Consider the following 15,175-nt stretch of genomic DNA (forward strand, 5'->3'; position numbering starts at 1 on the left):
ACGGAGAGGTCGTCGGTTGCTCGCGGTCAACAACCTGGAAGTCGTCTATGACGACGTGGTCCTGGTGCTCCGGGGGGTGAGCCTGCAGGTGCCCGAGGGGCAGGTCGTGGGTCTGCTCGGCGCCAACGGCGCCGGCAAGACGACGCTGCTCCGCGCGGTCTCCGGGCTCCTGGACATCCACCACGGCGCCGTCACCCGCGGGCAGGTGACGCTGGACGGCGACCGGATCGACCACCTGGACCCCCAGCAGATCGTGGCCCGCGGCATCAGCCAGGTGCTCGAGGGCCGCCGCGTGTTCGGCGAGTTCTCCGTGGAGGAGAACCTCCGGGTCGGGGCGCACACCCGGCCCAAGGACCGCGCCGCCAACCTCGAGCGCGTCTACGACCTGTTCCCCCGGCTGCTGGAGCGCCGCGCGCAGGCAGCCGGCTACCTGTCCGGCGGCGAGCAGCAGATGCTCGCCATGGGCCGGGCGCTGATGAGCAACCCGCGCTACCTGCTGCTGGACGAGCCGAGCCTGGGCCTCGCCCCGCAGCTGGTCGCCACCATCCGCGACCTGATCACGCTGATCAACAGCCAGGGCACCACGGTGCTGCTGGTCGAGCAGAACGCCTCGATGGCGCTGTCGGTCGCCGGTCACGGCTACGTCATGGAGACCGGCAAGGTCGTCATGGACAAGCCCGCCGCCGAGCTGCTGGACGACGACGACATCAAGGAGTTCTACCTGGGTCTCGGCGCCGAGGGCTCCGAGCGGAGCTTCCGCAACGTGAAGCACTACCGGCGTCGGAAGAGGTGGCTGTCGTGAGTGCCGACCAGCAGACCGGTGCCCCGCTGGTCGAGGTCGAGGGCGTGACGCTGCGGTTCAAGGGCGTCACCGCGATCAACCAGGTGTCCTTCACCGTCGGCCAGCGTGAGCTGTTCGCCGTCATCGGCCCGAACGGCGCCGGCAAGACGTCGATCTTCAACGTGCTCTCCGGGGTGTACCGGCCACAGGAGGGCAGCGTCCGCTTCCTCGGCGAGGACGTCCTGGGCCAGCGGCCGCACGCCATCGCCGCCCGCGGCATGGCGCGCACCTTCCAGAACATCGAGCTGTTCGAGAACCTCACGGTGATCGACAACCTGATGCTCGGCCGCGCCCACCGGGTCCGCTACGGGGTGCTGTCCGCGGCGCTCTGGTTCGGCCGGGCCCGGAACAGCGAGCTGACCGACCGGGCCGCCGTCGAGGACATCGTCGACTTCCTGGAGCTCGCCTCCTACCGCGGCATGCCGGTCGGGCTGCTGCCCTACGGCATCCAGAAGCGGGTGGAGCTCGGCCGCGCGCTGGCCATGGAGCCCAAGCTGCTGCTGCTCGACGAGCCGGTGGCCGGCATGAACCTCGAGGAGACCGAGGACATGGCCCGCTTCATCCTCGACATCCGCGACGAGCTCGAGATCTCGATGATCATGATCGAGCACGACATGGGGCTGGTCATGGACCTCGCCGACCGGATCATGGTCGTCGACTTCGGGGTGCCCATCACCACCGGCGTCCCGGCCGACGTGCAGCGCAACCCCGACGTCATCCGCGCCTACCTCGGCCAGGACCACGACACCGGCGGCCGCCGGTCCGCCGGCGGGTCCCCGCCCACGACCGGTACCTCGCCCACGACCGGTACCTCGCCCACGACCGGCACCGAGCCGGTCGGCACCGGCGCCACCGCCGCCCGGACCACAGGGGAGACCACATGACCGCCCTCCTCGGCACGGGCACCGCCCCCGCGCCGACCGTCACCACCACCATCGCCACCCGGGTCCGCGACCGGGCCGCCACGACCCCCCGCGGGGTCGCCATGCGCTCCAAGCAGCTCGGGCTCTGGCGGGAGACCAGCTGGGCGGAGTACTGGGAGGAGGTGCAGCTGGTGGGGCACGCCCTGCTGGCCCTCGGCATCACCCGGGGCGACCGGGTGGCCATCGCGTCGGAGAACCGTCGCGAGTGGCTGTCGGCCGACCTGGGGATCGTCGCGGTCGGCGGGATCACGGTCGGGCTGTACCCCACCAACCCCGCCGCCGAGGTGCTGCACCTGCTGGCCGACTCCGGGTCCGTGCTGCTCGTCGCCGAGGACCAGGAGCAGCTGGACAAGGCGCTGGAGGTGAGCGACCGGACCCCGGCGCTGCGGCACCTGGTCTACGTCGACCCGCGCGGCATCCGCGGCCGCTACGACGACCCCCGGCTGCTGCACTGGGACGACTTCCTCGAGCTCGGCCGCGGCCACCGCGCCGCGCACCCCGGCGCGATCGACGAGGCGATGGCCGGCACCCGCCCGGACGACGTGATGACGCTGGTCTACACGTCGGGCACCACCGGCCCGCCCAAGGGCGCGATGCTCTCGGTGGCCAACGCCGAGGCGACGATCGCCACCTTCACCGGGGTCGGCGGGCTCCAGGACCCGCCGGCCGGGCCGTCGGACATGGTGCTGTCCTACCTGCCGCTGTGCCACGTCGCCGAGCGCATCTTCACGATCTGGAACAACGCCGCGACCGGCATCCAGGTGAACTTCGCCGAGAACATCGACACGGTGCCGGCCAACCTGCGCGAGATCCAGCCGACCTTCTTCTTCGCCGTCCCACGGATCTGGGAGAAGCTGCTGGCCACCGTGCGGGTCCGGCAGGCCTCGGCCAGCCCGGTCAAGCGGGCGGTGGGCAACCTCGGCCTGAAGCTCGCCGAGGGCGTCGGGAAGTCGCTGGTGGCCAACGGTGGCCGGCACACCGCGAGCAGCCGGGTCAGGCACGCGGTGGCCTGGGTGCTCGTCGTCCGGTCGCTGCGCGAGCGGCTGGGACTGCGCCGGGTGCGCTGGGCCGGCTGCGGCGCGGCACCCGTCGCCGTCGATGTCCTGCAGTTCTTCGCCGGTCTCGGCATCCCGGTGCACGAGCTGTACGGGATGACCGAGAACACCGCGTCGGCCACGGCCAACCGGCCCGGCCGGATCCGGCTCGGCACGGTGGGCGAGCCGCACGACAGCGTCGAGGTGCGGATCGACGAGCAGACCGGCGAGGTGCTCACCCGTGGCGCCGCGACGTTCCTCGGCTACTGGAACCGCCCCGACGCCACCGCGGAGACCGTCGACGCCGACGGCTGGCTGCACACCGGCGACGTCGGGGTGCTCGAGGACGGCTACCTGCGGATCACCGACCGCATGAAGGACATCCTGATCACCGCCGGCGGCAAGAACATCGCGCCGTCGGAGATCGAGAACGCGCTCAAGGTCAGCCCGCTGATCAAGGAGGCCGTGGTCATCGGTGACCGGCGCGCGTACCTGACGGCGCTCATCGGCGTCGAGCCGGACACCATGAGCGACTGGGCGCAGCGGCACAACATCGCCTACAGCACCTACCGGGACCTCACCGAGAAGAAGGAGGTCCTCGAACTCGTGCAGGGGATCGTGACCGACGTCAACAGCCGGCTCGCGACGGTCGAGCAGATCAAGACCTTCCGGCTGCTGCCCAAGCTCCTGGACCACGAGGACGGCGAGCTCACCGCGACCCAGAAGGTCCGCCGCTCCGCCCTCGCCGAGCGGTTCTCCGACCTGGTCGAGGGCATGTACTCGGGGGCGGCCCGATGAGGGACGTCCTGCTCACCGCCATCCGCGGGATCGGCTTCGGCTCGATCTACGCCATGCTCGCCGTCGGGTTCGTCGTCATCTACAAGTCGTCCCGCGTGATCAGCTTCGCCCAGCCGGCGCTGATGCTCGCCGGCGCGGTGCTGGTCAGCTACCTGGCCGGCCCGATCGGCTTCTACGGCGCGGTGCTGGTGGCAGCGCTGGCGATCGCCGCGCTCGGGCTGGGGGTGGAGCGGGCGACCATCCGGCCGATGATCGGGCGGCCGGTGTTCGTCATCGCGATCATCACCCTCGGCCTGGACATCGCGATCCGGGTCGTCGTCAACGCCTTCATCGGCTCGGACGTGCGCAACGTGGGCGACCCCTGGGGGCTGTCGGCCGTCGACGTGTTCGGCCTGCCGGTGCAGGAGCGCTACATCGCGATGGTCCTCGTGCTCGTCGTGACCGTCGGTGCCCTGTTCGCCTTCTTCCAGTACAGCCGCTACGGCCTCGCCATGCGGGCGGCGTCGCTGGACCAGGAGACGGCGATGGTCCAGGGCGTCTCGGTCGGCGCCATGATGGCGCTGTCCTGGGCCATCGCCGGTGGGCTGGCCGCGGTCGCCGGTGCGTTCGTCGGTGCGGGCGGGGGGATCGAGCAGAACACCTGGATCATCGCGCTCAAGGCGCTGCCGGCCATCATCATCGGCGGCCTCGACTCGGTCGGCGGCGCGGTCATCGGCGGCCTCCTCGTCGGGCTGGTGGAGTCCTTCTTCGCCACCTACCAGGGTGAGTACCTGCCGTGGCTCGGGCAGAACTTCTCCCTCGTCTCGCCCTACGTGCTGCTGCTGGTCGTGCTGCTGGTGCGGCCCTACGGCATCTTCGGGACCCGAGAGGTGGAACGGGTGTGACCGCGACCCAGCGACCCGTGCGCGACCCGGCGGCGGGCACCCCGGCCGCCGCCGCGCCGTCGGCCACCCCGGCCCCGGCCCGTGCCCGGCGCCCTCGTGGCCGGCCGGCCATGTACACCGGCTACGCGCAGAACATGGCGCTGCTCAACACCGGCGGCAAGAAGGCCGGCGTCCTCGTGCTGTTCGTCGTGGCGCTGCTGCTGCCGTTCCTGCTCCAGGACGACCTGCTCCGCCTGCTCGCCACCGGCGCGGTCCTCGCGATCGGTGCGATCGGGCTGAACCTGGTGACCGGGTACGCCGGCCAGGTCTCCCTGGGCCACGCGGTCTTCCTGGGCATCGGCGCCTACACCGCCTCGGTGGTCAGCGGCGACCCCGAGGACGAGTCGGTGTACGGCTTCGGCATCACCTTCCTGCCCGTCTGGCTGCTGGCCGCCGGCCTGGTCGCCGCGCTGGTCGGGGCGATCGTGTCGCCGCTGGCCACCCGGTTGCGCGGGCTGTACCTGGCGATCGTCACCCTCGGCCTGGTCTTCATCGGTGAGCACGTCTTCCGCGAGTGGGACGCCCTCACCGGTGGTGTCGGGGTGGGCCGGGAGGGGCCGACACCGGAGCTGTTCGGCTTCGACGTCGGCACCCGCAGCGAGTTCTTCTCCGCCGACCAGCAGCTCTACCTGCTGATGCTGGTCATGCTGGTCCTCTTCGCGCTGGTGGGCCGGAACATCGCCCGCTCGGCGGTCGGCCGGAACTTCGCCGCCGTCCGCGACCGGGACATCGCGGCGGAGGTCACCGGGGTCGACGTCCGCAAGGCCAAGCGGCTGGCGTTCGTCATCTCCGGGTTCTACGGCGGCTGCGCCGGAGCTCTGCTCTACTCGATCAACGGCTACATCGACCCCGGGTCGTTCAACGTGCTGCTGAGCGTGCAGTTCATCGCGATGATCCTGATCGGCGGGGCGGCCACCATCTCCGGCTCGATCATGGGCGCCTTCTTCGTCGCCCTGCTGCCGCGGCTGACCCGGGAGCTGCCGGAGTACCTGCCGTTCCTGTCCTCCTCGCCGACCGAGACGCCGAACGTCTTCCAGTTCGAGACGTTCCTCTACGGCATCTTGATCGTCCTGTTCCTGATCCTCGAACCACGCGGGCTCTTCGGGCTCTGGGTCAGGGCCAGGAACTACTGGAAGGCCTGGCCCTTCAGCTACTGAGGCCGGCCCACGCACTCCCCGACGGCGATGACGCCGGTCGGGGTCACCCCGACCGGCGCCGTCGCCGGCACGAAGGGAGCACCACATGAGCAGGACCACCATGCGTCGTCGGGTGGCCGCGGCATCGCTGGCCGGCGTCGCCGTCCTCGCAGCCGGCTGCCGAGGTGGCGGCGAGGACCCCGCCGACGGCGGCGGCGACGCCGCCGGCAGTGTCGCCACCGACATCGGCGTCACCAGCGAGCCGTGCCCGGAAGCGGTCAACCAGGACACCGGCTGCATCTACCTGGGCACGCTGTCCGACCTCACCGTCGGCCCGTTCGCCCCGCTGGGACCGTCGATCGTGGAGGGCCAGAAGGCCTTCTGGAACCGGGTCAACACCGAGGGCGGCATCGAGGGCTACGAGGTGAACGTCACCGAGTACGTCCGCGACAACCAGTACAACCCGCAGGTCACCAACCAGGTGTACCGGGAGATCAAGCCCGACGTCCTGGGCCTGGCCCAGTCGCTGGGCTCCCCGCCCACCGCCTCGATCGTCGACGACCTCACCGCGGAGAACATCGTCACCGCGCCCGCCGGGTGGACGTCGCTGTACCTGTTCCAGGACATCATCGTCGAGTCCGGGGCCAGCTACTGCGCCGAGGCCATGAACGGCGTCGACTACGCGGTCGGCGAGTACGGCGCCAAGTCGGTCATGTCCGTGCACCTCGCCGGTGACTTCGGCGGCGACGCCGCGGCCGGCGTCAAGGTCGCCGCGGACGCCAACGGCATCGAGTTCACCAACGTGGAGACGACGTCGGGCACGGACAACCAGGCCGCCGCGATCTCGCAGATCCTCAGCCAGAAGCCCGACCTGGTCGTCGTCTCGACCGGCCCCGCGGACATGGCCACGATCGTCGGCCAGACCGTGGCGCAGGGCTTCCAGGGCCGCTTCCTCGGCTCCTCGCCGACGTGGAACTCCGCGCTGCTGAAGAGCCCGGCCGCGCCGGCGCTGCAGGCCAAGTACCAGCTGATGGCGCCGTGGGGCCCCTGGGACGCCGACACCGCCGGTCACGAGGCCGCGCGTACGGCGCTGGCCGGCGTCACGACGCCCAACGAGTCCTACATCAGCGGCTGGATCTGGTCCTACCCGATGCTGGCCGCACTCAAGGCCGCCGTGGAGTCCGGTGACCTGACCCGCGAGGGCCTGGCCACCGCGGCCTCCGAGCTCACCGAGGTCGACTTCGAGGGCATCCTCCCGGAGGGGTCCGGGAACTACGCCGGTGGCCCGAACGAGGCAGCTTCGCGCACCACGGTGATCAGCAACGTCGACCCGACCGCCACCACCGGCGTCACGGTCGCCGAGGAGGCGCTCGCCGGCCCCACGGCCACCGAGTACGACTTCACCGGCCCCTGCTACGAAGAGGTCGACCTGGGCTGATCCTCCGCCCCTGAACGGCCCTGCACGGCACCTGCACGGCACTGGCCCGGCGGCCGGGCACCTCGACGACGAGGTGCCCGGCCGTCGTGCTGCCCGGGGTCACCCACGGTGACCGTCCTCCTGACCAGCGCGGGCGGGTGGTGCGCGGGCGCGAACGGGCCGTGATCAAGCCCATGACGCTGAGTAGTAGGACCGTGGCGGTTCTCGGCGACGCGCCGGGTCTCGGCAGTCACGCATCGTCATATGACGGGAAGGTGAAGCGCTTCGACTTGACTCTGCGCAATCAGGCGCGAAGGTGGGTGGGTGACCATCACGCCCGAGGAACTCGACGAGGAGCTCACGCTCGTCAGTGCAGCCACCCGATTCGACTACCTGCGCCGGCGCAACGAGGCGGCCACCCCGGTCCCCGACGCCCCGAGCAGCGACGACTTCTGGAGCGCCTTCCCCGACGTCACCTTCGACGAGGACGAGGCGCTGGAGCTCCTGGCACTCGGCGAGGTCATCGCCCGCAAGGCCGCCGACGGCCGTCAGGTCGCCGTCGAGGCGGCACTGCAGGCCGGTGCCTCCTGGGACGACGTCGCCACCGCGCTCGACCTGCCGGTCGTCGAGGTCATGACCGAGCACGGGGAGTGGCTCAGCGGCCAGGAGCTGGCCGCGGCCGAGCTGGTGCCCAGCGAGGACGCCGCCGAGGAGACCGCCCCGGCAGCCGGCACCGCCGAGGGCACCGCCGCCTGACCGGTGTGCCCAGCGCCACTGCTAGCAGATCGCTTGCAGGAGTTAGCGGGCCCGGTCGACTGGGCAGGGGAGTGAGGTCTGTCCTCGACCCCCACGGAGTTCCCATGACCGACACCAGCAAGCTGATCGCCCAGCTGCGCGCCCTCGTGCTCCTCACCCAGACCGAGGAGCAGGTCGCGCGCACCCGCACCGCGCAGGCCCGGACCGACGCCGTGCGCCGCGAGCTCGAGCAGAACGCCGACAACGCCCGCGAGCGCACCGAGGCCCTGACCGAGCAGCTGCGCCGCCTCGGCGGCGTCCCCGACGTGGTGACCCCGGCCCTCGGCCGCCTCGGCGCCGTCGTCAAGGCCACCCTCGAGCAGGCCGAGCCGCTCGACGAGGCCCTGCTGCAGGACCTGCTGCTCGAGCACCAGCTGCTCGACCGCGCCACCTACCTGAAGGTGCTGGCCCAGACCGCCGAGCAGCCGGCCGTCGTCGCGCTGGCCGAGCGTCTGGTCACCGCGCACCGGGCCACCGTCGAGTGGCTCACCGTCGTCCTCGCCGAGGAGGCCCTGGGTGGCCCGGCCGCCCTGGTCGCCACCCCGTTCCAGCGGGTCGCCGGCGGCGCCGCCCGCGCGGCCAACCTGCCGGTGCGCTTCCTGGCCAACACGGTCAACCGCGCGCTGGACACCGTGCAGCAGGCCGGCGAGGAGACCACCGAGACGATCACCTCGGTCGCCGGCAAGGCGGCCACCTTCACCGGCGCCGTCCGCGAGTCGCTCACCGTGGGCCGCAACGCGACCCTGCGCCGGGCCGAGCGGGTGGCCGAGCGGCAGGGTGACGACGTCGCCGCCGACGCGGTGCGCGCCACCCGCCGCGAGGTCGGTGACATGACCGCCGCCGAGATGCCGGTCAAGGGCTACGACTCGCTGTCCACCACCGACGCCGCGAAGGCCGTCAAGGCGCTGACCTCCCCGGCGGACATCCGCGCGATGATCCGCTACGAGGAGACGCACAAGAAGCGCCGCAGCGTCGTCAACGCCGCGCAGACCTCCCTGGCGGCGCTCGCCAAGGAAGCGGTCGGCGTCAGCGACTGAGCACCCGCAGCATCACGCGAGGCCCGCACCCCCGGCCGGGGGTGCGGGCCTCGCGCGCGTCCTGCCTACCCGCCGGTGGACTCCCCGGGCGGCTGCTGCCCGCTCTCGGCCAGCTGCCGGATGCCGTCGACGGTGCGCTGCATGTTGGCCCGGTGCTCCTCCAGGCGGCGGGCGACGATCCGCTCCTCCTTGTCCGGCCGGGCGGTGATCGCGATGGTCAGCCCGGACGGCGCCGGGCCCATCCGCATCCACTGCCGCAGCACGGTGCCCGCGCCGTCCGGCTGGAGGGTGAAGCGCCACGATGCGGACGGGTGGTCGGGGTCGCCCACCACCCAGGCCAGTTCCCGGCCGGGCTCGCGGGCGACCACGGTGCAGGTGGTCTCCCACTCGCCGATCGCCGGGTGCGCGCTGTGCCCGACGAAGCGGTCGGCGTCCAGCCAGCGCACCTCCCGCAGCTCCTCGGAGAAGCGGCAGGGCGTGCGGATGTCGCCCACCCAGGCCCACACCGCGGCCGGGTCGGCGTCCACCCGGGTCTGCACCTCGGTGGTGGGGCCGTCGGCGTACCTCATCGCGACCCGCTCCCGGCCGCAGCCGGCTCCGCGCACAGCTCCAGCAGCGTGCCGAGCGTGGTCAGCCGCTCCTCCAGCGGGCCGGTGAGCTTGGCCTGCAGGGTGGTGACCCCGGCCGCGCGGTAGGCGGCCAGCCGCTCCCGGACGACGTCCGGCGGGCCGAGCAGGTTGGTGCGCCGGCCCAGCTCCAGCGGCACGCGGGCGGCCGCGGCCTCCCGGTCGCCGCCCAGCCACAGGTCCTGCACGGCGCGCACGTCCTCGCCCCAGCCCTGGCGGGTGAAGGCGGCGTTGTAGAAGTTCTGGTCCCGGTTGCCCATCGCGCCGATGGTGAAGGCGTAGCCGCGGGCGTGCCGCCGGGCCGCGGCCTCCTCGTCGTCGGTGAACTCCACCCCGACCGGCACGACGACGTCGAGGTCGGCCACCGATCGGCCGGCCCGCGCGGCCCCGGCGGCCAGCGGCTGGAGGAACGAGTCCGCGGTCTCGGGCATGAAGGCGTTGGCCAGCCAGCCGTCGGCCAGCTCGCCGGTCAGCTCCAGGTTCTTCGGGCCCAGGGCGGCCAGGTACACTGGGACCGTGGTGGGTGGGGCCATCGAGCGCAGCGCGCGCCCGGCGCTGTCGGGCAGCGGCAGCGGGTAGACCGTGCCCTCGTGCTCGAGCTTCTCGCCGGCGGTGACCGTGCGCAGCACCTCGATGGTCTCCCGGGTCATGCCGAGCGGGGAGCTGAAGCGCACGCCGTGCCAGCCCTCCATCACCTGCGGGCCGCTGGTGCCCAGCCCCAGCACGAAGCGGCCACCGGACATCGCCTGCAGCGACATCGCCGACATGGCCAGCAGGGCGGGGGAGCGGGAGCCGAGCTGGGCGATGCCGGTGGCCAGCCGGATGCGGCTGGTGCGCGCGGCCAGGAACGCCAGCGGGGTGAGCGCGTCGTGGCCCCACGCCTCGGCGACCCACACCGAGTCGACGCCCATCGCCTCGGCCTCGACGACGAAGGCGACGTCGTCGTCGCCCACGCCGGCGACGCTGACCCCGATCCGCAGGCCGGTCACCGGCTCTGCACCCGGTCGGACGTGGTGGGTCTCATCACGGAACTGACCCTATGGGAGTGGGCCAGCCGGGGGCAACGCGCGCAGGCCAGCGGCCCGCACCGACGTGAACGGATCCGATCCCGCAACTACCCGTGCCGCTCGCTCCGCGGGGATCGTCGCCCTCGTTGTCATCGGCGGACATGCCTCCACACGAAGCCGGTGACGGGGTGGACGGTGTCCAGCTATTCGTCGAACGGGACCTCCGCTGTGTCGATCTTCCATGGCGGCAGCAACATCTCGCCCTGCTCGTGCAATGACATGAGAACTGTGGGCAGCACGGTTAGCAGATTCCACGTGCCTGTCAACTGGTTGGTGTAGGCGTCGACGAGCCAGTTGTAGGGGATCGAATAGGTGTGTTGTCCGTCCTTTCCCTTCGTGACCAACTGGTACTCCATGTCGGTCGCCTCGCTGTCCTGCACCAGCACGACATGGATGGCAGAGGGCATCCCCGGTTCTTCGTCGACCAGGGATTCGAGATCTCCGGTGATGAGGTCCGCGACTGCATTCGCGTTGATGAGCAGGCGGTGCATTGCCGCATGATCGTCGGGTCCCTCCAGTTGCCCAACACATCCGAACCACTCGGTCATGGGCCCGTGACCCTCCTCCATCTCGATCGTGTCATCGGCACGACGGCGCGTCCGGTGGACATCTCCCTCCATGGGGTGGGTGGGGCGGCACTCGGCGACATCGTTCTACTCCCACATCGATGCTCCGTGGCGATCAGGGACACGACGGCCTGTTCGTCGTGAGGTGCAGAACCTGCTGCCCGTGCTCGACTGGCTGGTTGCCGGGACGTTCCTGCTGACGAGACCGGCAGGCCGCGGGCGCCCTGAATCGCGATCCACGACGAGTCCACCGTCATGGACGCCCTGGCCGACGTCGCCGACGTCGGCCTCTTTCGCCTCCCATGACGTGCGACGCCGCGCGACCATCGACATGTCTCACCTCCTCGACAGCGAGATGCCGTGTTCTCGACTCGGTGGGTCCTTCGCCGCGCGGTCAGGTGCGGGTGAACAGACAGAACGGGTGCCCGGCGGGGTCGGCGTAGATGCGCACCACCTCGTGTGGCTCGGTGTATCTCCCGAGCGGGCTGGCGCCGGCCTTCTCGGCGAGCGTGCAGGCGGCGTCCAGGTCGTCGACCTCGAAGTCGAGGTGCTGCTGCATCTGCTGGGTGCCCGGCACCGGTGGCCAGACCGGCGGCACGTGGTCGACCTCGAGCTGGAAGGACAGCCCGGTGCCGCCGTCGGTCGGGCGCAGCGTCGCCCAGTCCGGCTCGTCGTCTCGCAGTGGCCAGCCCAGCAGTCGTTGGTAGAAGCGGGCGAGACCACTGGGGTCCGGTGTTCCGAGGACAGCGGCGGTGAGGGCGATGCGGGGCACGGGTACCTCCCGGGTCGGTGGGTGCGAGGCCGGCGTAGTCGGGCCTGCGGGACTGCGGTCGAACCAGCGCCCCTGAGAGCGGCCACGTAGCCGCCCGTGAGAACGGTCAGGCGACGCCGGAGCGCCCTGGCATCGCTACCGTGCCATCGCCCCATGCCGACGCGGCCTCGCTGGACGGTCGGCTATCGGCGCTGACTTCCGAGCTCTAGCCTCTGTGAGGTGGAGAACGACGTCTTGCTGCGCTTGGAACGGGTAGAGACTCAGCTGGCCCTCCAACGCCTGGCTGCCGACTACTGCGTCGGCGCCGACCAGCAGGACCTGTCCCGCTGGCTCGCGGTCTGGACTCAGGACGCCGTCTGGGACGCCGCCGGCGATGACCTAGATGACGACGAACACCGGTTCAGGGGGATTGAGGCCATCGCCGCGGCGGTGCAGGGCCAGTGGGCGACGTTCCCGAGGATGCAGCACGCGGGCGCCAACCACATCGTCGAACTCGACCCAGACGACCCTGACAGGGCGACCGGCCGCAGCGACGTAGTCGTCACCGTTCAACTGCCTGACGGACAGTGGGTGATCGGCGGCGGGGTCTACGACGACACCTATCGGCGTCAGGATGGTGTGTGGCGCATAGCGGTCCGGCGGGTCCTGCGCTCGTTTGACTTGCAGCCACTGCCGGCCAGCCACGGACCCGCGCACATCCCCGACCCCGACGACGAGCTCTAGATCGCTTGCGCCAGTTTCTGGTCAGCGACCCGGACGGCTAACTCTTGCGGTGACAAACCTCGGTCGGCAAGCGCTGAGGTGGCTCGGCGTTGCCGGCGGATCGTCCGTGGAGGCGTCCCCATTGTCATTCCTCGTGCGTACACCGTTCCGGTTGACCTTCGGCCCAGCTGTTCCACGCATGACCCGAGTAGTGCTTGATGGGCAGGCGCATTTCGCCACACACACCGCGCCGAATCAGTTCGCGGGGGCTGTCACCGACTTCCTCGCCACCACCTGACTCGGCTCTCCAGCTAAGCGATCCACTTGCGGGCAAGTTGCCCGGTGCCGACGGGCTGTCTTACGAGCACATAGCGCCGCAAGAAGCGCCACGCACCGCCGCAAGTCACGACCTGGCGGTTCGCCTCGGTGACGTCGATGACGTCGCGCCGTCTCACTTCCCTGGAAGTGAGACGGCGCGGTCACTGGCCGGTGAAGGTCACATGTAGATGGAGCCGTCAGGCTCGACCGTCCCGGGCTGCATCCTGGATGCCGCGTTGACCCGGAGGTCGGTTGGCGGGGTCGTCGAGGTGTTCTTCTCGCCATCGGCCAGGTAGTCCTTGGCCTTCGTCGCGCAGGCCTCGTCGAGGATTCAACGCTTGACCAAGGCATCGAGGTCAGTGGCGGTGATCATCGCGAGCGCGGAGCTTCGATTCGTCTCGTTCTGTCGCCCCTTGGCGAGGTGGAGCCCGGCCTGGGAACCAGTTCGTCTTCTCGAGGCGGCCAGACGGCCGCACCTCAACCAACGTCATGGGTGGGGATGGCACCGGCAAGCGTCGCCTGCAGGACGGCTTTCGGGGCGTCGGCTGTACCCCCAGGACCGTTTCGGTATGGGCAGAGTTGAGCAGTGGGGCTTCATCGCTGTGGAGCATCTCCACGAGGTCGCCGAACAGCGGCCCCCTCTGACCACCGAGGCCGTGTCCGGAGGTCCCGAAAGGCCGGGCGAACTCCTCGGCGACGTGCCGAACGGATGAGTCAGCCGAGCGGCACCACTCAACTCGCGGCCTCGGTTCACCGCGCGCACGACCGCAGATCTCCCACCGTGCGGAGCAGTACGGTCGCGGCGTGAGTGCATTCGTCGACCAGATCATCGTCTCGCTGCGTCATCACCATGACCAGCTCGTCGAGGTCATCGACGGTCTGGACGACGGGCAGCTGGTCGAGCCGAGCGGTGCCTCCGAGTGGCGGATCTGCGACGTGCTCTCCCACCTGGGCAGCGGATCGGAGATCATGCTGCGGCCGTTGGCGGCGGCCACTGGCACGGAGGTCCCCGAGGGCGACAACCAGGCGGTCTGGGACCGCTGGAACGCGATGGCGCCTCGCGAGCAGGCGCAGGGGTACGTCGACCACGGAGCGGTCCTCGTCGAGGTCCTCGAGTCCCTGACGCCCGAGCAGCGCGACGCGGTCACCATCCGCCGGCCTCGGCTTCCTGAGCCCGTTCCGCTGGAGGTCGCTGCCGGCATGCGCCTCAACGAGGTCGCCCAGCACACGTGGGACGTCACCGTGGGCCTGGACCCGGCCGCGACGGTCGATGCCACCGCCGCCGGTCTGATGCTGACCCTGCTGTCCGACCAGCTCAGCTTCATGCTCGACGTCACCGCCGAGCCCGACGCCTTGAGCGAGCCCACCGAGGTCGCGGCCGGCGACTGGTCGCTCGTCATCGACCAGAGCGTGCGGCTCGTGCCCGCTGGCACCAACCCGCTCGTGACCTTCACCGGTACGACCGAGTCGTTCTACCGGCTGCTCGGCGGCCGCCTCGCCGAGCCCTACACGCCGGCCGGCACCGAGGTCACCGGCAGTGTCACGCTCGACGACTTGCGGCGGGTGTTCCCCGGCTTCTGATCCGGCTGTTCCTGGACGATGTCCTGCTGCCGGTCGACCAGATCCCACCGACGTCGCCGGCTGGGCCGCGCCCTCCCGCTGGTCACCGCGCAGCGCGTGCAGGTGGAAGGCCCACCTGTCGTCGGGCCGTGGGCAGGAGTCACTGCTCGACGATCGGTGCGGCTGGTCGGTCGGCCGCCGCCCGCTGCGCCCTCACCGGGTGTGGCTCGGCCACGGCGGGGTGCTCGTCGGCAGGTTCGACACCGGACCGCGGTCGGTGCCGCAGCGCGCGCACTGCTGGAAGCGCCCGCCGTCGGGGGTGGTCCGCGGCGTCCAGGCGTGCCAGCCGAGCAGCCGGCAGCGCCAGGACTCCGCGTTCCTCGTCGATGTCATCCCGACCTCCTCGTCATCGGAGCGGGCGGCGGCCAGCGCCGCGCGCAGGGAGAGCACCCGGGACAGCACACCGGCGGTGTGCTGCAGCTGTGCCGCGACCGGGAGCCCGTGCAGCTCGGCGACCAGTTCCCGGCCGTACCGGTCGCGGTCGGCCCTGTGCGGCAGCGCTTGGACGGCCAGTGCGATGCCGGCGCGCCACGGCGAGAGGTGCGCGTGGGCGGGTCATGCCGGCCCCGGCTGCGGGCGCAGCCGTGACCGGGCGGCCGG

Annotated in this window: 15 protein-coding genes; 10 read left to right on the forward strand and 5 right to left on the reverse strand. The window is 71.1% G+C overall.

Annotated elements, in window-relative coordinates:
- Positions 1-16: 16 nt before the first annotated feature.
- The 8 genes from G1H19_RS16155 (at position 17) to G1H19_RS16190 (ending at position 8,904) form a co-directional block, all read left to right on the forward strand.
- Positions 17-802, forward strand: coding sequence for an ABC transporter ATP-binding protein (locus G1H19_RS16155; RefSeq protein WP_152727424.1), 786 nt, complete (start codon positions 17-19; stop codon positions 800-802).
- Entirely contained in the window at positions 799-1,725 is a 927-nt protein-coding gene (locus tag G1H19_RS16160) for an ABC transporter ATP-binding protein (RefSeq protein ID WP_235927925.1), read from the forward strand. Before G1H19_RS16155 ends, G1H19_RS16160 begins: the two co-directional genes overlap by 4 nt.
- Positions 1,722-3,596, forward strand: coding sequence for an AMP-dependent synthetase/ligase (locus G1H19_RS16165; protein ID WP_152727425.1), 1,875 nt, complete (start codon positions 1,722-1,724; stop codon positions 3,594-3,596). The genes G1H19_RS16160 and G1H19_RS16165 overlap by 4 nt, the downstream gene beginning before the upstream one ends.
- Positions 3,593-4,480, forward strand: coding sequence for a branched-chain amino acid ABC transporter permease (locus tag G1H19_RS16170; protein WP_152727426.1), 888 nt, complete (start codon positions 3,593-3,595; stop codon positions 4,478-4,480). Before G1H19_RS16165 ends, G1H19_RS16170 begins: the two co-directional genes overlap by 4 nt.
- Positions 4,477-5,676 (forward strand): branched-chain amino acid ABC transporter permease, encoded by a 1,200-nt coding sequence (locus G1H19_RS16175; protein ID WP_202925765.1) that lies wholly within the window; start codon positions 4,477-4,479, stop codon positions 5,674-5,676. Before G1H19_RS16170 ends, G1H19_RS16175 begins: the two co-directional genes overlap by 4 nt.
- An 85-nt stretch (positions 5,677-5,761) precedes the next feature.
- The gene (locus G1H19_RS16180; RefSeq protein WP_152727427.1) at positions 5,762-7,093 is read left to right on the forward strand and encodes an ABC transporter substrate-binding protein; all 1,332 of its coding nucleotides are present in this window, start codon (positions 5,762-5,764) and stop codon (positions 7,091-7,093) included.
- A 303-nt stretch (positions 7,094-7,396) separates the two neighbouring features.
- A complete protein-coding gene (locus G1H19_RS16185; protein ID WP_152727428.1) occupies positions 7,397-7,828 on the forward strand; it encodes a hypothetical protein in 432 nt (143 codons plus the stop codon).
- A gap of 104 nt (positions 7,829-7,932) precedes the next feature.
- Positions 7,933-8,904, forward strand: a complete 972-nt coding sequence (locus G1H19_RS16190) for a ferritin-like domain-containing protein (protein ID WP_152727429.1) — start codon at positions 7,933-7,935, stop codon at positions 8,902-8,904.
- Between the two features lie 65 nt (positions 8,905-8,969).
- Here G1H19_RS16190 and G1H19_RS16195 read toward each other — a convergent pair whose 3' ends face one another.
- From G1H19_RS16195 to G1H19_RS16210, 4 genes are all read right to left on the reverse strand, one after another.
- A complete protein-coding gene (locus G1H19_RS16195) occupies positions 8,970-9,473 on the reverse strand; it encodes an SRPBCC family protein (protein WP_152727430.1) in 504 nt (167 codons plus the stop codon).
- Entirely contained in the window at positions 9,470-10,519 is a 1,050-nt protein-coding gene (locus G1H19_RS16200; RefSeq protein ID WP_235927924.1) for an LLM class F420-dependent oxidoreductase, read from the reverse strand. Before G1H19_RS16200 ends, G1H19_RS16195 begins: the two co-directional genes overlap by 4 nt.
- A 221-nt stretch (positions 10,520-10,740) precedes the next feature.
- Positions 10,741-11,145 carry a hypothetical protein gene (locus G1H19_RS16205; RefSeq protein WP_152727431.1) on the reverse strand — a complete coding sequence of 135 codons (405 nt, stop codon included), beginning with the start codon at positions 11,143-11,145 and terminating at the stop codon, positions 10,741-10,743.
- Between the two features lie 412 nt (positions 11,146-11,557).
- Positions 11,558-11,935: a VOC family protein gene (locus G1H19_RS16210; RefSeq protein WP_202925764.1), complete on the reverse strand. Its 378-nt coding sequence runs from the start codon at positions 11,933-11,935 to the stop codon at positions 11,558-11,560.
- A 219-nt stretch (positions 11,936-12,154) separates the two neighbouring features.
- On the opposite strand from G1H19_RS16210, the gene G1H19_RS16215 reads away from it, so the two are divergent.
- Positions 12,155-12,658: a nuclear transport factor 2 family protein gene (locus tag G1H19_RS16215; protein WP_152727432.1), complete on the forward strand. Its 504-nt coding sequence runs from the start codon at positions 12,155-12,157 to the stop codon at positions 12,656-12,658.
- 1,101 nt (positions 12,659-13,759) lie between these two features.
- Positions 13,760-14,536, forward strand: a complete 777-nt coding sequence (locus tag G1H19_RS16220; protein WP_152727433.1) for a maleylpyruvate isomerase family mycothiol-dependent enzyme — start codon at positions 13,760-13,762, stop codon at positions 14,534-14,536.
- Between the two features lie 192 nt (positions 14,537-14,728).
- Here the strand turns inward: G1H19_RS16220 and G1H19_RS16225 are convergent, their stop codons facing one another.
- Positions 14,729-14,965 carry a hypothetical protein gene (locus G1H19_RS16225; RefSeq protein WP_152727434.1) on the reverse strand — a complete coding sequence of 79 codons (237 nt, stop codon included), beginning with the start codon at positions 14,963-14,965 and terminating at the stop codon, positions 14,729-14,731.
- Between the last annotated feature and the right edge of the window lie 210 nt (positions 14,966-15,175).

Origin of the sequence: Goekera deserti (genome assembly GCF_010685995.1) — a bacterium.
In the GTDB taxonomy this organism is placed as follows: domain Bacteria; phylum Actinomycetota; class Actinomycetes; order Mycobacteriales; family Geodermatophilaceae; genus Goekera; species Goekera deserti.